Annotated in this window: 19 protein-coding genes; 9 read left to right on the forward strand and 10 right to left on the reverse strand. The window is 74.5% G+C overall.

The genetic code is table 11. The features are described 5' to 3' along the window. Positions 1–7: 7 nt before the first annotated feature. From AFB00_RS24695 to AFB00_RS24715, 5 genes are read right to left on the reverse strand one after another with little or no spacing between them, the layout of a single operon-like run. Complete coding sequence (locus AFB00_RS24695; RefSeq protein WP_068799172.1) at positions 8–1,165, reverse strand: glycerate kinase; 1,158 nt, start codon at positions 1,163–1,165, stop codon at positions 8–10. Then, on the reverse strand, positions 1,162–2,976 hold the full coding sequence (gcl, locus tag AFB00_RS24700; RefSeq protein WP_068799173.1) for a glyoxylate carboligase: 1,815 nt from the start codon (positions 2,974–2,976) through the stop codon (positions 1,162–1,164). The genes AFB00_RS24695 and gcl overlap by 4 nt, the downstream gene beginning before the upstream one ends. Beyond that, positions 2,973–3,863 carry a 2-hydroxy-3-oxopropionate reductase gene (locus tag AFB00_RS24705; protein WP_068799174.1) on the reverse strand — a complete coding sequence of 297 codons (891 nt, stop codon included), beginning with the start codon at positions 3,861–3,863 and terminating at the stop codon, positions 2,973–2,975. The genes gcl and AFB00_RS24705 overlap by 4 nt, the downstream gene beginning before the upstream one ends. Continuing rightward, positions 3,860–4,681 (reverse strand): hydroxypyruvate isomerase family protein, encoded by an 822-nt coding sequence (locus tag AFB00_RS24710; RefSeq protein ID WP_231974058.1) that lies wholly within the window; start codon positions 4,679–4,681, stop codon positions 3,860–3,862. Before AFB00_RS24710 ends, AFB00_RS24705 begins: the two co-directional genes overlap by 4 nt. A gap of 26 nt (positions 4,682–4,707) precedes the next feature. After that, positions 4,708–5,100 carry an allophanate hydrolase-related protein gene (locus tag AFB00_RS24715; protein WP_068799175.1) on the reverse strand — a complete coding sequence of 131 codons (393 nt, stop codon included), beginning with the start codon at positions 5,098–5,100 and terminating at the stop codon, positions 4,708–4,710. Between the two features lie 197 nt (positions 5,101–5,297). On the opposite strand from AFB00_RS24715, the gene AFB00_RS24720 reads away from it, so the two are divergent. The 5 genes from AFB00_RS24720 (at position 5,298) to AFB00_RS24740 (ending at position 11,083) form a co-directional block, all read left to right on the forward strand. After that, complete coding sequence (locus tag AFB00_RS24720; protein WP_068799176.1) at positions 5,298–6,788, forward strand: NCS1 family nucleobase:cation symporter-1; 1,491 nt, start codon at positions 5,298–5,300, stop codon at positions 6,786–6,788. A gap of 14 nt (positions 6,789–6,802) precedes the next feature. Further along, positions 6,803–7,528, forward strand: coding sequence for an aspartate/glutamate racemase family protein (locus tag AFB00_RS24725; protein ID WP_068799177.1), 726 nt, complete (start codon positions 6,803–6,805; stop codon positions 7,526–7,528). Then, positions 7,525–8,928 carry an allantoinase AllB gene (gene allB / locus AFB00_RS24730; protein WP_068799178.1) on the forward strand — a complete coding sequence of 468 codons (1,404 nt, stop codon included), beginning with the start codon at positions 7,525–7,527 and terminating at the stop codon, positions 8,926–8,928. Before AFB00_RS24725 ends, allB begins: the two co-directional genes overlap by 4 nt. 9 nt (positions 8,929–8,937) lie before the next feature. Further along, positions 8,938–9,759 carry an IclR family transcriptional regulator gene (locus AFB00_RS24735; RefSeq protein ID WP_068799179.1) on the forward strand — a complete coding sequence of 274 codons (822 nt, stop codon included), beginning with the start codon at positions 8,938–8,940 and terminating at the stop codon, positions 9,757–9,759. Between the two features lie 457 nt (positions 9,760–10,216). Beyond that, positions 10,217–11,083: a DUF559 domain-containing protein gene (locus AFB00_RS24740; RefSeq protein ID WP_068799180.1), complete on the forward strand. Its 867-nt coding sequence runs from the start codon at positions 10,217–10,219 to the stop codon at positions 11,081–11,083. Between the two features lie 69 nt (positions 11,084–11,152). On the opposite strand, the gene AFB00_RS24745 is transcribed toward AFB00_RS24740, so the two are convergent. From AFB00_RS24745 to uraD, 4 genes are read right to left on the reverse strand one after another with little or no spacing between them, the layout of a single operon-like run. After that, entirely contained in the window at positions 11,153–12,544 is a 1,392-nt protein-coding gene (locus AFB00_RS24745) for a nucleobase:cation symporter-2 family protein (RefSeq protein WP_068799181.1), read from the reverse strand. Continuing rightward, complete coding sequence (gene pucL, locus AFB00_RS24750) at positions 12,541–13,434, reverse strand: factor-independent urate hydroxylase (RefSeq protein ID WP_068799182.1); 894 nt, start codon at positions 13,432–13,434, stop codon at positions 12,541–12,543. The genes AFB00_RS24745 and pucL overlap by 4 nt, the downstream gene beginning before the upstream one ends. 6 nt (positions 13,435–13,440) lie before the next feature. After that, positions 13,441–13,746 (reverse strand): hydroxyisourate hydrolase, encoded by a 306-nt coding sequence (locus AFB00_RS24755; protein ID WP_068799183.1) that lies wholly within the window; start codon positions 13,744–13,746, stop codon positions 13,441–13,443. Then, positions 13,743–14,252, reverse strand: a complete 510-nt coding sequence (gene uraD / locus AFB00_RS24760) for a 2-oxo-4-hydroxy-4-carboxy-5-ureidoimidazoline decarboxylase (protein WP_068799184.1) — start codon at positions 14,250–14,252, stop codon at positions 13,743–13,745. Before uraD ends, AFB00_RS24755 begins: the two co-directional genes overlap by 4 nt. A gap of 335 nt (positions 14,253–14,587) precedes the next feature. Here uraD and AFB00_RS24765 point away from each other — a divergent pair, with 335 nt between their 5' ends. From AFB00_RS24765 to yidC, 3 genes are all read left to right on the forward strand, one after another. After that, positions 14,588–16,507 carry a solute carrier family 23 protein gene (locus AFB00_RS24765; protein ID WP_068799185.1) on the forward strand — a complete coding sequence of 640 codons (1,920 nt, stop codon included), beginning with the start codon at positions 14,588–14,590 and terminating at the stop codon, positions 16,505–16,507. 22 nt (positions 16,508–16,529) lie between these two features. Continuing rightward, complete coding sequence (locus tag AFB00_RS24770; RefSeq protein WP_197519651.1) at positions 16,530–16,850, forward strand: DUF6412 domain-containing protein; 321 nt, start codon at positions 16,530–16,532, stop codon at positions 16,848–16,850. Positions 16,851–17,100: 250 nt separating this feature from the next. Further along, positions 17,101–18,066 (forward strand): membrane protein insertase YidC, encoded by a 966-nt coding sequence (gene yidC, locus AFB00_RS24775; RefSeq protein WP_083276140.1) that lies wholly within the window; start codon positions 17,101–17,103, stop codon positions 18,064–18,066. Here yidC and AFB00_RS24780 read toward each other — a convergent pair. Then, a complete protein-coding gene (locus AFB00_RS24780; RefSeq protein ID WP_068799186.1) occupies positions 18,042–19,568 on the reverse strand; it encodes a PucR family transcriptional regulator in 1,527 nt (508 codons plus the stop codon). The two genes, yidC and AFB00_RS24780, sit on opposite strands and share 25 nt — an antisense overlap. Before the next feature lie 105 nt (positions 19,569–19,673). Here AFB00_RS24780 and AFB00_RS24785 point away from each other — a divergent pair, with 105 nt between their 5' ends. Next, on the forward strand, positions 19,674–21,035 hold the full coding sequence (locus tag AFB00_RS24785) for an 8-oxoguanine deaminase (RefSeq protein ID WP_231974059.1): 1,362 nt from the start codon (positions 19,674–19,676) through the stop codon (positions 21,033–21,035). The last annotated feature ends 1 nt before the right edge of the window (position 21,036 follow it).

Genomic DNA, 21,036 nt, shown 5'->3' on the forward strand with positions numbered 1-21,036 from the left:
CGCCGCCTCAACCGGCCGCCGGCCGGTGGTGGTCGCGGGCGATCCGGGCCCCGATCCGGCGCAGCAGGTCCGCCGCCCCGCCGATCGCCGCCGCCCGGTCCGCCACCAGGTCGGTGAGACCGTACGCGGCGGCGAACCCGGCCTCGGAGACCTCCGCCGGGGACAGCGCCACCTCCCCGGCGACGGCGACGACCGGCACCCCCGCGGCCCGGGCCGCGGCGGCCACACCGGCCGGAGCCTTGCCGTGCCGGGTCTGGGCGTCGAGGCGGCCCTCACCGGTGACGACCAGCCCGGCCCCGGCGAGCGCGTCGTGGAACCCGGTCAGTTCCAGCACGGTGCCGACCCCGGGGCGCAACCGGGCCCCGAACAGGGCCGTCAGCCCGATGCCCGCCCCGCCGGCCGCCCCGGCGCCGGTACCCGCCGCCAGCGCCGAGGGAGCGGTACCGGCCGCGACGGCCAGCACCTCGGCCCAGTGGGCCAGCGCCGCGTCGAGCAGGGCGACCTGCTCCGGATCCGCTCCCTTCTGCGGGCCGTAGACCGCGGCCGCGCCGGCCGGGCCGGTCAGCGGGTTGTCGACGTCGGCGGCTAGGACGATCCGCACCGGCGAGCGGGAGCCCGGCCGCAGCCGGGGATGCAGGCCGGTCAGATCCAGTCGCCGGGCCGCGGCCAGGTGGCCGCCGCCGGGCGGCAGGTCGCGACCCTCGGCGTCGAGGATCCGGGCGCCGAGGCCGCGCAGGACGCCCGCCCCGCCGTCGGTGGTGGCACTGCCGCCGAGCCCGAGCACGATCTCCTCCGCCCCGGCGTCCACGGCGTGGGCGAGCACGGTGCCGAGCCCCTCGGTCCCGGCGTCGAGGGGCGCCGGGACGCCGCCGGGCAGCAGGCCCAGCCCGGCCGTCGCCGCCAGTTCCACGAGCGCCACCGGGCCGCGGCGCGCGTAGGTCGCCCGCAGCCCGGCCCCGGTGGGCCCGGACGCGGCCACGACGACCGGCGACCAGCCGGCCGCGAGCGCGGCGTCGACCGTGCCCTCGCCGCCGTCGGCGATCGGGCAGCACCGCAGGGGTGCGCCCGGCGCGGTGTCCCGGACGCCCGCGGCGAGGGCGGCGGCGACCCCGGCCGCGTCCAGCGAGCCCTTGAACGAGTCCGGGGCCAGCAGGATCGGGCTCATCGCCGGTGCGCGACGGCCGTCGGGGCGTCCTCCGGGGTGGTCGCGAGGTCCTCGAACTCGGTGACCGCGTCGATCTCGGCCGCGCCCATCGCGATGTTCGTGACCCGCTCCAGAACGACCTCGACGACGACCGGCACCTTGTGCTCACGGGCCAGCCCGGTCGCCCGGCGCAGCGTCGACTCCAGCAGCTCCGGGTCGGTGACCCGCAGCCCGACGCAGCCCAGCCCCTCTGCGACCCGGACGTGGTCGACGCCGTAGCCCTTCGGCAGCCCGGTGACCTCCTCGTCGGCGTGCATGTTGTCGAAGCCCAGCTGCACCTCGAAGTCCATCTCGAACGCCCGCTGGGCCTGCCGGATCAGCCCGAGGTAGGAGTTGTTGACCACGACGTGCACGTACGGGACACCGAACTGCGCCCCGACCGCCAGCTCCTCCAGCATGAACTGGAAGTCGTAGTCGCCGGAGAGTGCGACCACCGGCGTCGACGGGTCGGCGACGGCCGCACCCAGGGCGGCCGGGATGGTCCAGCCGAGCGGGCCGGCCTGCCCGCAGTTCACCCAGTGCCGGGGCCGGTAGACGTGCAGGAACTGGGCGGCGGCGATCTGGGACAGCCCGATCGTCGTCACGTAGCGGGTCTCCGGGCCGAACACCCGGTTCATCTCCTCGTACACCCGCTGCGGCTTGATCGGGATCTCGGTGAAGTGGGTGCGGCGCAGCATGGTCGAGCGCCGATCCCGGCACTGTCCGGCCCACTCCGACCGGTCCGGCAGGGTCCCGGCGTCGCGCCGGCGCCGGGCCTCGTCGAGCAGCACCCGCAGCGCCGCCCCGGCGTCGGAGACGACGCCGTAGTCCGGCGCGAACACCCGTCCGATCTGGGTCGGTTCGATGTCGACGTGCGCGAAGCGCCGCCCGCGCCGGTAGGTGTCGAGGCCGCCGGTGTGCCGGTTCGCCCACCGGTTGCCGATGCCGAGCACGACGTCGGAGGCCAGGAAGCTCGCGTTGCCGTAGCGGTGCGCGGTCTGCAGACCGACCATGCCGGCCGACAACGGGTGGTCGTCGGGGATGGTGCCCCAGCCCATCAGGGTCGGCACCACCGGGACGCCGAGGATCTCCGCCAGCTCGACCAGCTCGGCGCTCGCGTCGGCGTTGACGATCCCGCCGCCCGCGACGATCAGCGGCCGCTCACCGGTGGCGAGCAGGTCGAGGATCCGGGCCGCCTGCGCCGGGGTCGCCGCCGGGCGGTGCACCGGCAGCGGGGTGTAGGTGTCCGGGTCGAACTCGATCTCGGTCTGCTGCACGTCGACCGGCAGGTCGATGAGCACCGGTCCGGGCCGCCCCGAGCGCATGAGGTGGAACGCCTGCGCGAACGCGCCGGGCACCTGCGCGGCCTCCAGCACGGTCATCGCCATCTTCGTGACCGGCGCGGCGATCGCGGTGATGTCGACGGCCTGGAAGTCCTCCTTGTGCAGCCGGGCCACCGGCGCCTGGCCGGTGATGGCGAGGATCGGGATCGAGTCCGCGGCCGCGGAGTACAACCCGGTGATCATGTCGGTACCGGCCGGCCCGGACGTCCCGATGCAGACGCCGATGTTGCCCGGCCCGGACCGGGTGTAGCCCTCGGCCATGTGCGCGGCGCCCTCGACGTGCCGGGCCAGCACGTGCCGGATGCCCGCGCCCGCCGGGCCGTCGGCGCTGCGGGCTCGCATCGCCGAGTAGAACGGATTGATCGCCGCCCCGGGGACGCCGAAGGCCTGGGTCGCGCCCTCGATCTCCAGGATCCGCACGGCCGCGTCCACGGCCCGCATGCGGGTCACTGCGCCGCCCCGTTCAGGCGCGCGATGGTGCGGTGCAGGGCGGAGTGGTCCAGGTCGCCGTCGCCGGCGGCCCGGGTCGCGGCGACGAGCTGGGCGACCAGCGCGGCGACCGGCGTGACCACCCCGGCGTTGCGCGAGGACTCGGACACGATGCCCATGTCCTTGTGGTGCAGGTCGATCCGGAAGCCCGGTGTGTAGTCGGCGTCGAGCATCTTCTGGGCCTTCTGGTTCAGCACCGCCGAGCCGGCGAGTCCGCCGCCGAGCACCTCGACGGCGGCCGGCAGGTCGGCGCCGTGTGCTTCGAGGAAGACGAGTGCTTCGGCGAGCAGGGCGATGTTTCCGGCGACGATGAGCTGGTTGGCGGCTTTCACGGTCTGCCCGGCACCCGACGGTCCGACGTGGACGACGGTCTTGCCGACGATGTCGAGGAGGGGCCGGGCTTCGGTGACGTCGTCGTGGTGGCCGCCGACCATGATCGACAGGGTGGCGTTCTCGGCGCCGGTCTGTCCGCCGGAGACGGGGGCGTCGATCATCCGCAGGCCGTGTTCGGCGGCCCGGGTGGCGAGGTCTTTGGCGACGTCGGGGCGGATGGTGGAGAAGTCGATGATCAGGGTGCCGGGCTTGGCGACGTCCAGGATGCCGTCGGTGAGGACGGTCTCGACGTCGGGGGAGTCGGGCAGCATGAGGGCGATGACGTCGGCGTTCTCGGCGGCTTCGGCGACGGACCCGGCGGCGCGCCCGCCGGCGTCGACGAGGGGTCGGGTCTTCTCGGGGCTGCGGTTGAACCCGGTGACGTCGTGTCCGGCGGTGAGGAGGTGGCGGGCCATCGGCCCACCCATGATGCCGAGCCCGACGAAGGCGATCGATCGGCTGACGGGACTGCTCATGCGCGTGCTCCCTGAGGGTGGGCGAGCCAGGCGAACGGCTCGGCGGTGGCGGGCTTGTACTCCAGGCTGATCCGGCCGCGGTAGCCGGCGGCGTGCACCTGCTCGACGAGGGCGCCGATCGGCAGCTCGCCGGTACCCGGCTCGCCGCGACCCGGGGCGTCGGCGATCTGCACGTGCCCGATCCGCGCGGCGTGCCGGGTGATCGCGGCCGCCGGATCGTCGCCGTTGACCGCGAGGTGGTAGACGTCGAGCAGCAGCGCGACGTCGCCGGACCCGACCCGGTCCAGCACCGTGACGGCGTCGTCGGCGGTGCGGATGGGGTAGGCGTCGACGCCGCTGACCGGTTCCAGCAGCGCGACCGCCCCGATCCCGGCGGCCGCCCGACCGGCGAGCGCGAGGTTGGTCGCGGCCAGCTCGTCCTGGGCCTCGGGGGCGAGGCCGGGCATCCGGTTGCCGTAGAGGGCGTTGAAGCCGGTGGTGCCGAGCCGGGCGCCGATCTCGACGGCGACCTCGACGTTCTCGGCGAACGCCGCGGCCCGTGCGGGGTCGGACAGGATGCCGCGGTCACCGCCCGGCATGTCCCCGGCGTCGAAGTTCAGGCCGGAGAGCACGACCCCGGCGTCGGCGACGGCGGAGACGAAGTCCTCGACCTCTCGGTCCGACGGCACCGGGCCGTCGAACGGCCACCAGAACTCGACGGCGTCGAACCCGGCGGCGGCCGCCGCGGCGGGCCGGTCGAGCAGTGGCAGGTCACCGAAGACGATCGAGCAGTTCACCGTCGTCGGCAGGGGGAGGGACAGGGGCTGGGGGATCGGCACTACGGCCTCCTTCGGGTGCGGGCGGGTCAGGCGGGATCGGGCAGGCCGCGGTAGGCCCGCCAGCCGCCGTGCCCGGTGATGTCGGTCAGCTCGCCGGCCTGGTTCTCCAGGACGCCGGGACGCAGGCCGACGGCGAGGACGTCGCGGCCGTCGTCCAGCTCGATCACGGTGAGCTCGAGCTCCGGCGGCTCGTCGGGCAGGAAGTCGGTGCGGATCGCCGACAGCGGCACGTCGTAGATCTCCCCGGCCAGCGGGGTGCCGCCGGAGGCGTCCTCCACCAGCGCCGGGAACCGGTCGCCCACGGAGTACATGCGGTAGTGCGGTGCGGTCCGTACGGACCCGAGGAACGGGTGGGCGGACACGTTGTGGTGCAGCCGCCCGCCGCGCATCGCATCGCCGGAGCAGAAGAGTGCGGTCACCGGGACCTCCCGAGCAAGTTTCACGATACGGAATAACGTTTCCGTAGTGCGACGAGAATCGCAGCACGGCCGTTCGAGGCTGTCAAGCGTCGGCGCTCCGGCGCGACCCCTTGACGCGGTCGCGATCGCCGTCCTAGCTTTATTCCGCCAGACAAGAGAACGGTTTCGTATCGCGGAACCAGCGAAGAGGTGGCCCGATGACGCGCCCCGACACGACCCCGGCCGAGCAGGACGCCCCGGCCGGTCTGAGTCCCCGGCTCTACAACCACGATCTCGCCCCGACCCAGGTCGAGGGCCGGTCCTGGAGGGCCTACAACATCTTCACGCTGTGGGCCGTGGACGTGCACAGCCTCGGCAACTACGGCTTCGCGCTCGGCCTGTTCGCGCTCGGCCTGGGCGACTGGCAGATCCTCGTGTCGCTGGGCATCGGGGCACTGCTGCTGTTCGTGCTGCTCACCGTGGCCGGATACATGGGCTGGCGGACCGGGCTGCCGTTCCCGGTGATGAGCCGGATCTCCTTCGGGGTCCGCGGGGCGCAGCTCCCGGCCCTGGTCCGCGGCGTCGTCGCGATCGCCTGGTTCGGCATCCAGACCTACCTCGCGACCCAGGTCCTCACCGTGATGGTGCTGGCCGTCGCGCCGGGCGCGCAGGCGTGGGAGGACGTCTCGTTCCTGGGCCTGTCCGCGCTCGGCTGGGTGTGCTTCGTCGTGCTGTGGGTGGTCCAGGTCGGCATCCTGCTCTACGGGATGGACGGCATCCGGCGCTACGAGGCGTTCGCCGGGCCGGTCGTGCTCGTGACCCTGGCCGTGCTGGCCGGGTGGATGCTGTGGCAGACCGGCGGGGACATCGCGTGGTCGGTGCCCGAACCGCTGACCGGCGGATCGATGTGGGTGCAGATCCTCGCGGGGGCCTCGTTGTGGACGGCGATCTACGGCACGTTCGTCCTGAACTTCTGCGACTTCACCCGCAACTCCACCAGCCGGGCGGCGATCCGGCGGGGCAGCTTCTGGGGCATCCTGCCGAACACCCTGTTCTTCGGGTTCGTCGTGGTCGTGCTGGCCGGCGGCCAGTTCCGGATCGACGGGCAGGTGATCTCCAGCCCGAGCGACGTCGTCAACACCATCCCGAACACGGCGCTGCTGCTGCTCGCCTCGGCCGCACTGCTGGTGCTGACGGTCGCGGTCAACCTCATGGCCAACTTCGTGGCGCCCTGCTACGCGTTGTCGAACCTGCTGCCGACGGTGCTGAACTTCCGCCGGGCCGGCATCGTCAGTGCGGTGATCGGCCTGGTCATCCTGCCGTGGAACCTCTACGACAACCCGGTCGTGATCGTCTACTTCCTCGGGGTGCTGGGCGCGCTGCTCGGCCCGCTGTTCGGCATCGTCATGGCCGACTACTGGCTGGTGCGGCGCGGCCGGATCGACGTCCCCGCGCTCTACTCCGAGGACCCGGGCGACGCCTACCACTACCGCAGCGGGGTCAACCCGCGGGCGGTGGCGGTGTTCGTCCCCTCGGCGGCGCTCGCGGTGGCCGCCGGGTTCGTGCCCGCGTGGGAGCCCGTCGCCCCGTTCTCCTGGTTCCTCGGCGCCGCGGTCGCCGCCGTCCTCACCGTCGCGGTCGCACCCCGGGGGATCGAGTACCGGTCGGTCTCCGGCGAGCACATCGCGGTGCGGTCCTCCGAACACTAGGGAGCAGGTTCGTCGTGCGGATCCTCGTCGTCAACGTCAACACCACCGTCTCGGTGACCGAGGCGATCGCCGCCTCGGCCCGTGCCGTCGCCGGGCCGGGCACCGAGATCGTCGGGCTCACACCGCGGTTCGGGGCCGAGTCGGTGGAGGGGAACCTGGAGAGCTACCTCGCCGCGGTCGGCGTCGCCGACGCGGTGGCCCGCTACGAGGGCCCGTTCGACGCCGTGATCCAGGCCGGCTACGGCGAGCACGGGAGGGAAGGGCTGCAGGAGATGCTCGACGTCCCGGTCGTCGACATCACCGAGGCCGCGGCGACCACCGCGCTCTACCTGGGGCACTCCTACTCCGTGGTGACCACCCTGGACCGGACGGTGCCGCTGATCGCCGACCGTCTGCTGCTGGCCGGGCTGGACCGGCGGTGCGCCTCGGTCCGGGCCTCCGGGCTCGCGGTGCTGGAACTGGAGCAGGACCCGGACCGGGCGGTCACGGCGATCGTCGAGCAGGCGCGCCGCGCGGTCGCCGAGGACCACGCCGAGGTGATCTGCCTGGGCTGCGGCGGGATGGCCGGCCTGCAGGACCGGGTGCGGGAGGCCACCGGCGTCCCGGTCGTGGACGGCGTCCCGGCCGCCGTCACCATCGCCGAGTCGCTGGTGCGGCTCGGTCTGCGAACCTCGAAGGTGCGGACCTACGCCGCACCCCGGACCAAACGCGTCACCGGATTCCCCCTGGAGGCTTCATGAGCTACGACCTGGTGGTCCGCGGCCGGCGGATCATGACGACGGCGGGGGAGCAGCCCCGCGAGGTCGGGATCACCGACGGCCGGATCGTGGCGATCGAACCGCTGGGCAACGACCTCGACGGCACCCGGGTGATCGAGCTGACCGACGACGAGGTGCTGCTCCCCGGCCTGGTCGACACGCACGTGCACGTCAACGAGCCGGGCCGCACCGAGTGGGAGGGCTTCGCCTCGGCGACCCGGGCGGCCGCCGCGGGCGGGGTCACCACGATCGTCGACATGCCGCTGAACTCGATCCCGCCGACGGTCGACGTGGGCGCGCTGGAGGTCAAGCGCAAGGTCGCCGCCGAGCAGGCGTTCGTCGACGTCGGGTTCTGGGGTGGTGCCGTGCCCGGCAACCGTGGCGACCTGCGCGGCCTGCACGACGAGGGCGTCTTCGGCTTCAAGTGCTTCCTGCTGCACTCCGGGGTGGACGAGTTCCCGCCGCTGGACGCCGACGAGATGGAACGCGACATGGCCGAGCTGGCCACGTTCGACGCCGTCATGATCGTGCACGCGGAGGACTCCAGGGCCATCGACAAGGCACCCACCGCGCACGGGTCGGCGTACTCGTCGTTCCTGGCGTCGCGGCCACGGGGCGCGGAGAACCTGGCGATCGCCGAGGTGATCGAGCGGGCCCGCTGGACCGGGGCGCGGGCGCACGTGCTGCACGTGTCCTCCTCCGACGCGCTGCCGATGCTGGCGACGGCGCGCCGCGACGGCGTCCGGATCACCGCCGAGACCTGCCCGCACTACCTGACGCTGTTCGCCGAGGAGATCGCCGACGGCGCGACGACGCACAAGTGCTGCCCGCCGATCCGCGAGGCGTCCAACCGCGAGCTGCTGTGGGAGGGCCTGCTGGACGGGACGATCGACTGCATCGTCTCCGACCACTCGCCGAGCACCGCGGAGCTGAAGCTGCTCGAGTCCGGTGACTTCGGCCTGGCCTGGGGCGGGGTGTCGTCGCTGCAGCTCGGACTCTCGCTGGTGTGGAGCGAGGCCCGGCGGCGCGGGATCGGCCTGGAGCAGGTGGTGCGCTGGATGGCGGCGAAGCCGGCCGAGCTGGTCGGCCTGACCTCGAAGGGCCGGGTGGCGCTGGGCTACGACGCCGATCTCGCCGTCTTCGCCCCGGACGAGGCGTTCGTCGTCGACCCGCAGCGGCTGCACCACAAGAACAAGGTCAGCGCCTACTCCGGCCGGTCGCTCGCCGGTGTGGTGCGCCGGACGATCCTGGCCGGCGTGGACGTCGACACCGCCGCCGACGCCGAGCCGCGGGGCCGGCTGCTGCGACGGGGCTCGGTCGAGCGGGTCACCGGCCCGGTGGTGCGTGCCGAGGTCCCCGGACCGGTCCCGGAGGAGGGCTAGGCTTCCGTCATGCGGAAGAACGACTCCGACATCGGTGGCGACCTCGACGCGGCCGGGCCCGCCGGTGCTCCCGCCCGCTCGGGGACCGTCCAGGCCGTCGAGCGGGCGGTCGACCTCCTGGAGGCGATGGCCGACGCCGGGGGCACGGTGAGCCTGTCGCACCTGGCGGCGACGTCGGGCCTGCCGCTGCCCACGATCCACCGGCTCGTCCGCACCCTGGCCGGGCGCGGCTACGTGCGCCAGCAGTCCTCCCGGGAGTACGCCCTCGGCCCCCGGCTGGTCCGCCTCGGTGACACCGCGGGGCGGCTGGTCGGGGTCTGGGCGCAGCCCCGGTTGCGCGGGCTGGTGGACGAGCTGGGGGAGAGCGCGAACCTGGCCCTGCTGGAGGGCAGCCAGGTCGTGTACGTGGCGCAGGAACCGGGCCGGCACTCGATGCGGATGTTCACCGAGGTGGGGCGCCGGGTCTCCCCGCACTGCACCGCGGTCGGCAAGGCACTGCTGGCGAGGATGCCGGCCGGCCGGGCGCGGGAGATCCTGCGGCACACCGACTTCGTCGCCCACACCGACAACACGATCACGTCCCTGGAGGCGTTCGACGCCGAGCTGGAGAAGGTCCGCACGGCCGGGTACGCCGTCGACGAGGGCGAGCAGGAGCTCGGGGTGCGCTGCGTCGCGGTCGCGCTGGAGGGGCCGTTGCCGGCCGCCGTGTCGATCTCGGGCCCGACCACCCGGATGACCGACGTCCTGCTCGACTCGGCGGTGCCGAGGCTCCGGGCGGCCGCCGACGCCCTGGTCGCGGAGCTGGCCCGGCAGGACGCCGCCGGAGCCTGAGCGACCGGGTCGGTGCGCCCACCGCGGCTGGGTTGGTCGTGCACGGCCGGCCGGTGGTCGGCGATGCTTCTGCGGGGGAACGGATCCCGCGTGGCGGCCCAGCAACGCCCGGGGAGGGGACGGCGTCTACTCCGAGGGCCCGCCGACAGCCGAAGGCCGGCGCGTAGCCGGGCAGCGTGGCCGACGGCGGGCCGATCCGGCCGCGGGATGCCAGATGTGTGCTGATCGAATCCTGGGCTGCGTCCGGTGCCACCTGCGGCACCGGACGCAGCCCAGGATTCGATCGTTCGGTGGCTTGTCGCCTCGCCGGCCGCGCTCGGCCCATCACCCCGGAGGCCGGTGAGTCCCACTTCGGTCCGCCCGTGTGCCGGCTGCCTCCGCGCCGGATCGCTCGCGACTGCAAACCGTTCCGTCGCGATGCCCGGTACCGTCGCCGACGGTCACGGATCCTGTCACGGTGCGTTTCGAGGACCTGCTCGCCGCCCAGGACGGCGTGATCAGCCGCGCCCAGGCCATCGCCTGCGGCATCCCGGTGCGTACGGTCGCGCGCCACGCCTCCGACGGACGGTGGACGGTGCTCGCGCGCGGGGTCTATCTCGTCGCCGGGCACCGCCCCACCGAGGCCGGGCGGGTCCGTGCGGCCTGGCTGTCCGCCGGGCCGCGCGCCACGGTCCACGGCCCGGCGGCGGCGTTCTGGCACGGCATGCTCGACTGGGTACCGACACCGGTCGCGGTCACGGTGCCCCGCACGTGCCGGGTACGGAGCCGGGCCGGCGTCCGGATCCGGCGCAGGGACCTGTACCCGGCGGATCGGACCGAGCGGGCCGGCGTCGCGGTGACCGGTGTCCACCTCACGGTTCTGGAGACCACGGCCGTGAGCGTGTCCGGGGCGGAGTTCCTCGACCGGGCGCTGCAGAGGCACGTCCGGTTCGAGGACCTGCTGGCCGCCCTGCACCGCAACGCCGGAGCGCACGGGATGCGCCGGGCCGGTGACCTCCTCGTCGCGGCCGCCGACCGGGCCGACTCCGCCGCCGAACGACGACTGTTCCGGCTGCTGCGCGACGCCGGGCTCGACGGCTTCGTCCCCGGCTACCGGGTCGGTCCCTGGCTGTTGGACGTGGCGTTCCCCGCCGCCCGGGTCGCCGTCGAGGTCGACGGCTGGGCCTGGCACACCGATGCCGAGCGGTTCCGCGCCGACCGCCGCAAGCAGAACGCGCTGGTCGCCGGCGGCTGGACGGTCCTGCGGTTCACCTGGCCGGATCTCACCGACCGCCCGGACGACACCGTGCGCCGGATCCGGCGGGCGATCGACCAGCGGCGTTGATCGACGGAACGGCTGCGTCCGGTGCCACACACGGCACCGGACGCAGCCGAGGATCCGATCGAACGGGCGTCAGTGGGAGTCCACCACCGGCGCCGGTGCATCGGCGACCGGGCTCGTGCTCCGATCCCGGACCCCGTGGAACAGCAGGTTCAGCAACACCGCCGCGACGGCCGCGGCACTGATCCCGGAGTCGAACACCGTCCGGAACCACTCGGGGAAGTGCTCGTAGAACTCCGGCGCCGCGATCGGCAGCACCCCGAGCCCCAGGGCCACCGCGACGATCACGAGGTTGGCGTGCCCGTCGAAGTCCACGCCGCCCAGCGACCGGATCCCGGACGCGGCGACGGTCGCGAACAGCGCGAGACCCGCACCGCCGAGCACCGGCTGCGGCACCGACGCGATCACCGCACCCAGCTTCGGGAACAGGCCGAGCACCATGAGGATCCCGCCACCGGCGGCGACGACGAACCGGCTGCGGATCCCGGTGATCGCGACCAGCCCGACGTTCTGGGCGAACGCCGAGGCCGGGAAGCTGTTCAGCAGCCCACCGGAGACGGCGGTCGAGAGGGTGTCGGCGCGCAGCCCGGCGACGACCCGGGGCCCGTCGGCCTTGCGGTCGACGATCTCGCCGACCGCGAGCAGGTCCGCGGTCGTCTCGGTCATGATCACCAGCATCACGACGGTCATGGAGACGATCGCCGCGATCGAGAACTGCGGGGTCCCGAAGTGCAGCGGGGTCGACACCGCGAACCAGGCGGCCTCCCCGACGCGGGAGAAGTCGGCCATCCCGAGCGCGGCGGCCAGGCCGGTCCCCGCGACCAGGGACAGCAGGATCGCGATCCGCGACCAGAACGCGGGCAGGAACCGGTACACCAGCACGATGACGAGCAGGGTGAACCCGGCCAGGCCGATCGCGGCCGGGTCCCCGGGCTGGCCCTCGCTCGCACCGGACGCCCAGCGGACCGCGACGGGCAGCAGCGAGACGCCGATGACGGTGATCACCGTGCCCGTCACGACCGGCGGGAACAACCGGATCAGCCGGTGGAACAGCGGCGCGAGCAGGAAGCCGATCACGCCGGCGACCAGCGTCGCACCGAAGATCAGGGTCAGCCCGTCCCGGCCGCCGCCGGCACCCGTCCCGACGGCGATCATCGACGCCACGGAGGCGAACGACACGCCCTGCACCAGCGGCAGCCGCGCGCCGATCCGCCAGACGCCGACCGTCTGCAGGACGGTGGCGATCCCGGCGACGAGCAGGGTCGCGGCCAGCAGGTAGCTGATGTCGGCGAACGGCAGCCCCAGCGCCTGCCCGACGATCAGCGGGACCGCGACCAGTCCCGCGTACATCGTCATGACGTGCTGCAGCCCGTAGAGCAGCAGGGTGGGAGTGGGCGGTACCTCGTCGACCGGGTGCACCCCGGCCGCCGGCCGTCCGCGGGACGGGCGCCGCAGCCGGATCACCAGCCCTGGCCCGGGTCGAAGGCCGGCCCGGGATCGGGGGTGTCGTCGCGGCGGACGGTGCCCTCGATCAGGCCGTACGGCCGGTCGTCGGCGTGGAAGACCTCGCCCGGGTTCTTCAGCCCGAACGGCGACAGGTCGAGCAGGAAGTGGTGCTTGTTGGGCAGCGAGAACCGGATCTCGCCGACCCCCGGCTGCGCGCCGAGCACCTGGGTGCCCATCTCGTAGAGCGTCTGCTGCAGCGCGAGGCTGTGGTGCCCGGCGAACGCCGAGGTCATCGTGGCGATCGCGCTCGCGTGGGCGGCGTTCCAGTCGGCCGGGTGGTCGGCGTGCCACCACTGCGCGGTCACCTCGGTGGCCATCACGCGGTCGGTGGTCTCGGCCAGCGTCGTGTAGCGGTCGGTGTAGAAGGTGTGGAACTCCGAGTCGGTCGTCTTGAGCACGACCAGGCCCTGCACCCCGGAGACGACCCACTCGTCGCCGTCGGTGGTCCGGGTGACGGTGGTGGTGCGGACGTGGCCGCCGTCGCGGGCGAACGCGTGCGGGTGCGGCGCACCGGCGTGCTCCAGCCGTCGCCACGGGTAGGTCTCGATACCGACCCGCACCCGCTCGACCTGCGGCACGTCCGCGAAGTGCCGGGCCAGCTCGCGGCCGAACACCTCGGGGGTGCGGGCGGCGTCCCCGGCCTCCTTGGCGAACGCGTTCACCGTGTTCTTGATCGCGTCGGTGGTGAGGACCCGGGTGTTGTCCCCGGTCAGGTGGGTGTCGGCGAACTGCCCGGACAGGGCCACCGAGACGTTGTGGTCGGCGATCTCGTGCGGGTCGGTGTCACGGTAGATCCGCACCACGCGGACCTCCGCCTTGCCGTACTGCGTGTGGCCGAGGACGGGCATCGTGGATCAGCTCCCGAGGTAGGTGGAGTAGGAGTACGGCGACAGGAGGAGCGGGACGTGGTGGTGCCGGTCGGTGCGCTCCGGGCGGAACGCGATCGACACCTCGGGGAAGAAGGGACTCGGCGCCTCGAAGGTGATGCGGTGCAGCACGCCGGCGGTGAGCGCGGCGGTGTCCGGTGCGCGCCAGCGGCCGTCGTCGTCGGTCGTGCCGGAGGCGAGGACGGTGCCGTCGCCCCGGGAGAGCACCACCGGGACCCCGGTGGCGGGCAGGCCGCGGGCGGCGTCGAGGACGTGGGTGGAGAAGCTGCTCATCCGGCCAGCACCTGCCGCATCCGCAGCTCGGTGATCTCGGCGAGCTGCCCGGCCGCCTCGGCCCGCTCGGTGGCCGGGTCGTTGCCGAGCCGTCGTTCGAGCTCGGCCAGGATCTCGGTGGCGTCGCGGCCCGCGGCCCGGATCAGGAAGACGTGGCCGAACCGGTCCTCGTAGGCGGCGTTGCCGGCGGCCAGCCGGTCGGTCGTGTCGCGGTCCGACCCGACCGCGGACTGCTCGTCGCGGGAGAACGCCGCCCCGTCGGCGTGCGCGCCGCCCGGGCGCTCACCGATCCGGGGGTGCCCGTCCAGCGCGGCCGCGGTCTCGGCGTCGTCGAGGTCGAGGACGGCCGTGCCCGCCGCTGCGACGGCGGCGGCGACACCGGGGTACGGCCGCCCGGCCAGCAACCGCCCGGCCCACGCCGGGGAGGTGTTGCAGGCACGCAGGACGGCGGTGAGCTCGTCCGGCGGGGCGGTGTTGAGGCGGTCGAGGGTGAGTACGTCCGGCATGGGCCCTGCTTCCGTGCGAGTGATTCCGCATTGCGGAATCGTGATTCCGAACTTCGGTCAGTGTTCGTTCTGGTCGATGGCGTGTCAAGGGTCACGTCGCGGACAGGATGCCTCGCTGGTCGGACCGGCCGGAGTACCGCCGCGGGGCTGGCCGGCGCGCCGGTCGGCACCGGTGGCGCCACGGGCGGTCCCGGCTCCGGTCGACTGTGGGATCGCACGAATCTGGGCCGGTGAACGGGCGGGCGTTCGTCGTCCGTGGCCGTGCCCGGCCCGCCGACGGGGCGCGCATGGTGATGCAGATCGCAACACGGTCCGTCCCAGAGCGAGGTCCCCCGATGCGTCTGCGCCGTCCCCGCACGTCCACCGAACCCGTCCATCCGGTCGATGCCGTACCGCCACCCGGGCGGCTGGCGGTCTACGGGGTGCAGCACGTGCTGGCGTTCTACGCGGGCGCCGTCATCGTCCCGATCCTGCTGGCCAACGCCATCGGGCTGGATGAGCGCCAGCTCATCCACCTGATCAACGCCGACCTCTTCACCTGCGGGATCGCCTCGATCATCCAGTCGGTCGGGCTGGGCCGCCGGATCGGCGTGCGACTGCCGCTGCTGCAGGGCGTCACGTTCACCGCGGTGTCGCCGATGATCGCGATCGGGCTCGCCGCCGGTGGCGGCACGGAGGGCCTCACGACGATCTACGGCGCGGTGATCGTGGCCGGTCTGGTCACCTTCTTCGCGGCGCCCTACGTCGCCCGGCTGCTCCGGTTCTTCCCGCCGGTCGTCACCGGCACCGTCATCACGGTGATCGGCCTGGCACTGCTGCCGGTCGCCGCGACCGACGCCGTCGGCGGCGCCAACGCGCCCGATCCCGGCAACCCGCTGTACCTGGGCCTGGCGCTCGGCACGCTCGCCGTGATCGTGCTGATCCAGCGGGTCTTCCGCGGGTTCATGGCCACGGTCGCCGTGCTCGCCGGGCTGGTGGTCGGGACGCTGGCGTCGGTGCCGTTCGGCATGGTCGACCTCTCCGGCGTCGACGAGTCGGCCTGGGTCGGGGTCACCACGCCGTTCCACTTCGGCTGGCCGCAGTTCTCGCTTGCCGCGATCCTGTCGATGATCGTGGTCATGATGATCACCGCCGTGGAGACGACCGGTGACGTGTTCGCCACCGGCGAGATCGTCGGCAAGCGGGTCGGCCGCGACGACGTGGCCAGGGCCCTGCGCGCCGACGGGGCGGCGACCACGCTGGGTGGCGTCCTCAACTCGTTCCCCTACACCTGCTTCGCCGAGAACGTCGGCCTGGTCCGGCTGACCCGGGTGTCGAGCCGCTGGGTGGTCGCCGCCGCGGGCGTCTTCATGATCCTGATCGGGCTGGTGCCCAAGGCCGGTGCGCTGGTCGCGGCGGTCCCGCACCCGGTGCTCGGCGGCGCGGCGCTGGCGATGTTCGCGACGGTCGCGGTCGTCGGCATCCAGACCCTGTCCAAGGTCGACTTCACCGACCACCGCAACGTCGTGGTGGTCGGGTCCGGGCTCGGCGTCGCGTTGTTCGTGACCGTGCAGCCCGACATCGCCCAGGCCCTGCCCGGCTGGGCCCAGATCATCCTGGGCTCGGGCATCACCGCGGGCAGCGTCGTCGCGATCGGGCTGAACCTGCTGTTCTTCCACACCGGGCGGCGCCGTTCCGACGAGCCGGTCCTCACCCCGGTGCCCGCCGGGCGGGTGCCGGGCCTGGACCGGGCCGAGTTCACCGACCTGTTCGGGCGGCTGTTCGAGGGACCCACGGCGATCCCGGACCGGGTGCACGCGCGCGGGTCGTTCGCCGACGCCGCCGCGGTCCGGGCGGCCCTGCAGGACGAGCTGTTCGCGGCGCCGGTGGGGGAGCAGCGCGAGCTGATGGCGCACTACCCGGACCTGGGCGGGCTGGTCACGGTGCCGGAGCCGGCCACGGCACCCACCGGCTCGGTGACGCCCGGTGACGGAGACGGGCACGGCGCGCTCGGCGACCGCGCCGTCTGCCGGGACCGGGCCGGGCTCGCGCTGCTGGGCGGCGACGACCGCACGGAGCTGGCCGAGCTGGCCTCGGCCTACCGGGAGCGTCTCGGGTTCCCGCTGATCGTCTGCCTGCGCGACGCCGGTGGCCGGTCCGCCCTGCTGACGACGGTCCGCCGGCGGCTGACGAACCCGCCGGCCCAGGAGCACGCCGCGGCACTGGTGGAGATCGCGAAGGTGGCCGGGCACCGGTTCGACGACCTCGTCGGCTGACGGCACGGGGTACCCTGCCCTCGTGCGGGAGGGGACCTGGGCGCCGGTGCGCGCCGCGACGGCGACGGCGCTGGCCGCCGTCCTGGTCCTGGTCCCGGTGCTGGTCCTGCCCGACGGCGACACCGGCCTCGTCGGCGCCGTCGTCGCGCTGGCCCTGCTGGCCTGGGCCGGGCGCGGGGATCTCGCCGACGTCGTGCGGGTCGCCACGGCGGCGACCACGCCCGCCCGGGAGGCCCGGCGGATCGCCCGGCGGGCCGGGGCGATCCGGCAGTGCGACCCCGACGCGGCGGGCCGCCCGCGTCCCCGGGCGCCGGGACGGCTCCGGCCGGAGCAGGCAGGCTGACCGGACCGAGCGGCACCCGAGCGGTGCCGTGCGGCCGGACCGCCGGACGCGCACCGGGTCCCGGGTGGCAGTGGGTCCCGCCAGCCCGCGACCGGCGCGCCGCCCGCGGCGGTCCGTCGCGTTTGGCCCGGCACCGCCGCGTCGTCACCGCACGGCGCCGGCCCGGTGCCGTCGCGCCGTGCGGACCCGCGCCCGCGCCTCCTGCTCCGGACTCCGTGTCCACCGACCGGACGTCCCCTGGAGCGACACCGTGCTCGACTTCCTCTACTACCCCGTCTCCCTCGTCATGCGCCTGTGGCACGAGCTGTTCGGCGCGCTGCTCGGCCCCGGCTCCGGCCTCGCCTGGGCGTTGTCGGTGGTGTTCCTCGTGCTCACCGTGCGGGCCCTGCTGATCCGCCCGGCCTGGACCCGGATGCGCGCCGCCCGGATCACCCGGGCGCTGGCGCCCCGGCTCGGCGCCCTGCGCACCCGGCACGCCGACGACCCCCGCGCGCTCGCCGAGGCGACCGCGGCCCTGCACCGCGAACACGGCTCCTCCCCGGTCGCTGGGCTCGGGGCGGCGGTGCTGCAGCTGCCGGTGTTCGTGGCGTTGCTGCACGTCCTGCGGTCATTCAACCGGCCGGGCTGGACGTTCGAGCAGAACGCCGCCGTCGCGAACTACGCGTTCGCCCCGGACCAGGTCGCCTCGTTCCTGCGGGCCCGGCTGTTCGGTGCGCCGCTGTCGGCGTGGCTGACGATGCCCGCGGACCAGCTGGCGGCGTTCGGCGGGACGCCGGTCTCGGGCGCGGCGGTCGCGATGGTCGTCGTGCCGCTGGCGGTGCTCGCGGCCGTGTGCACGCACCTGAGCCTGCGCTTCGCCCGCATGGACCCGGCTGCGATCCCGGCCGGTGGACCGGCCGGGATCGGACGGGTGCTGGCGGCGATGCCGTGGATCGCCCCGGCCGGCGTGCTGGCCGGGGGCCTGCTGTTCCCGGCACCGGTCGCGCTGCTGCTCTACTGGATGACGGGCAGCCTGGCCACGCTGGTCCAGCAGCTGGTGCTGACCCGGCTGCTGGACCGGCGGCGGCCCGAGGCGATCGTCGCCCCGGCACCCGCTCCCGCCGCCGCGCCCCGGCCCGGCGCCAAGCCCCGGCCCGGCGCCAAGCCCGAGCCGGGTGCCAAGCCCGAGCCGGGTGCCAAGCCGCTGCGGGCTCAGCGCGACCGCAGCGCCAGGTAGAGGTCGACCCGGTCGGCGAACGACGCCAGGTCCCGCCCGGTCAGCTCCTCGATCCGGCCGATCCGGTAGCGGACCGTGTTGACGTGCAGGTGCAGTCGCGCCGCGGTGCGGCTCCACGATCCGGACTCGTCGAGGAACGCGTCCAGGGTCGCGAGCAGGCCGGTGCCCGACCGCGCGTCGTGGTCGAGCACCGGCCCGAGCACCTGCGCGGCGTACCCGCGCCGGACGTCGTCGGGCACCCCGGCCAGCAGGGCGACGTGCGAGGTGATCTCCCCGGCGCGGGCCGAGACCACCGGGCCCGGCCGGCCGGCGGCCAGCCCGGCGGCGTGCGCGGCCTCGGAGAGCGCCCCGGACAGCGCCTCCGCCGGAGCGGGACGGGACACGCCGGCGCACAGCCGCCACCCGCTCAGTCCCGGGCCCAGCCGGTGCAGCGTCGCCAGCACGCCGGTGGCCGGGTCCGGAGCGGCGGCGGGGGCGGACAGGACCGCGACCGCCGCGCCGTCGTGCACTCCGATCGCCGCCGGGCCGGATCCGGCCAGCGCGTCGGTGAGCACCGTGTGCGCGGTCCCGCCGGGATCGGGGCTGCCGTCCGCGCGGAGCACCAGCACCACCAGGTCGTCGTCGGTCGGGGTACCCGCCTGGCGGAGCCGGACCCGGGTCTCCGGCCGGTCCCCGTCGCCGGCGACGATGCGGGCCAGCGCGTCGTCGGCGATCGGCCGGGCGACCGCGGCGCGTTCGCGCCGCCGCGAACGGTCGAGCGCGGCGATCGCGGCCAGCTCACCGACCGCGTCGACGGCGTCGGTGTCCGGCTCGCGCCCGGCCGGCACCTCGGCGGCGACCAGCCATCCCGTGGGCCGGATGGTGCCGGGCGCCGCCGGGACGACGAGGTGCCGGCCGGCCGTCGCCGGCAGTCGCTCGGCGCTGAGGAAGGCGGCGACCACGGCGTCCCGGTCGGGGGGCGACAGCGGCGGACCGGCCAGCGGGGCCCCGCTCGCGGTCAGGATCCGGCAGGTCAGACCGGTGCCCGAGGAGACCGACCCGGCCAGCTCGGTCAGGTCGGCGCCGTCGGCGAACGCCGCGAGCAGCCGCCGGTGCCGGCCGAGGGTGTGCGCGAGCCGGTCGCCGCGGGCCGCGGACAGCGTCCCGACGACGGTCTCGGTGACCGCCCCGAAGGAGACGTCGGTCGGCACCGCGATGAGCACCAGGTCGTGCCGCCGGCAGGCGTCGACGACGTCCGGGGGCACCTCGCCGAACACCGCCTCCCCGGCGACCAGCGCGGTCGCACCGGACGCCGCGACCGCGGCGACGAACCGCTCGCTGTCGGCCGGCCCGTCCCGCCAGAGCAGCCCCGAGACGACCAGCTCGCCGCCCCCGAGGTAGCGCGACGGGTCGGGCAGGTCGGTCGTGTAGACCCAGCGCACCGGCCGGTCGAGGTCCGCCGGGCCGCCGTGCAGCACCCGCAGTCGCAGCTCGGGCCGGGCCACCAGGTCGGACAGCAACATTGGAGGAACCTACAACCTGTTCCCACCCGTCGGGACCGCGATTCGTCACGGCGGCGCCTTCTCCCGGTGACCGCGACGCGGTTGTCTTGCGACATGGAGCGGAGCGTGGACCGGGCCGTCGACCGGATCGTGATCGAGGGGGCGCACGTCGTCACCGTCACCGGGCAGGAGTTCGCGGGAGGGCACGTCGTCGTCGAGGGGAACCGGATCACGGCCGTCGGGCCGGGCCCGGCACCGGACCGGGCCGGCGCGCGCGTCGTGGACGCCCGCGGCTGCCTTCTCACCCCGGGTCTGGTCAACACCCACCATCACCTCTACCAGTGGGTCACCCGGGGGCTCGCCGTCGACGCCACGCTGTTCGAGTGGCTGACGACGCTCTACCCGGTGTGGGCGGGCATCGACGAGCACGCCGTGCACACCGGTGCGACCGGTGCGCTCGCCGCGCTCGCCCGCTCGGGCTGCACGACCACCACCGACCACCACTACGTCTTCCCCCGCGAGGGCGGTGACGTGCTCGGCGCCGAGATCCGGGCGGCCGCCGAGGTGGGGCTGCGGTTCCACCCGACGCGCGGCTCGATGGACCTCGGTCGCAGCGCCGGTGGGCTGCCGCCGGACCACGTCGTCGAGGACACCGCGACGATCCTCGCCGCGTCGGCCGACGCCGTCGCCCGCTGGCACGACCCGTCCCCGGACTCGATGCTGCGGATCGCGCTGGCCCCGTGCTCGCCGTTCTCGGTGACCGGTGACCTGATGCGCGAGTCCGCCGCGCTGGCCAGGGAGCTGGGCGTGCGGCTGCACACCCACCTCGCCGAGACAGCGGACGAGGAGGACTTCTGCCGGGAGCGGTTCGGCTGCACCCCCACCGAGTACGTCGCCGACCTCGGCTGGACCGGTTCGGACGTGTGGTTCGCCCACACCGTGCACCTCGACGACGCCGCGGTGAAGACGATCGGCACCAGCGGCACCGGGGTCGCGCACTGCCCGACCTCCAACGGCCGGCTCGGCGCCGGCATCGCCCGGGTCCGTGACCTGCTCGACGCGGGAGCCCGGGTCGGGCTGGGCGTCGACGGTGCCGCCTCGAACGAGGGCACCAGCCTGCTGGAGGAGGTCAAGCACGCGGTCCTGTTCGCCAGGGCGGTCGGCGGGCCGACGGCGCTCGGCGTGCGCCGCGCGCTGGAGCTGGGCACCCTGGGCGGGGCGCAGGTGCTGGGCCGGGCGGCGGAGATCGGCTCCATCGAGCCGGGCAAGCTCGCCGACCTCGCGGTGTGGCGGCTCGACGGACCCTTGCACGCCGACGTCGCCGACCCGGTGGCGGCGCTCGTGCTCGGTGCGCCGCCGCCGCTGGAACTGCTGCTGGTCAACGGCCGGCCGGTGGTGGAGGCGGGCGAGGTGCGCACGGTGGACGGCGCGGCGGTCGCCGCGGCGTGCGCCGACGTGCACCGGACGCTCGTGGCGAAGGCGGGGTGAG

The organism is Pseudonocardia sp. HH130630-07, assembly GCF_001698125.1.
Classification (GTDB): Bacteria; Actinomycetota; Actinomycetes; order Mycobacteriales; family Pseudonocardiaceae; genus Pseudonocardia.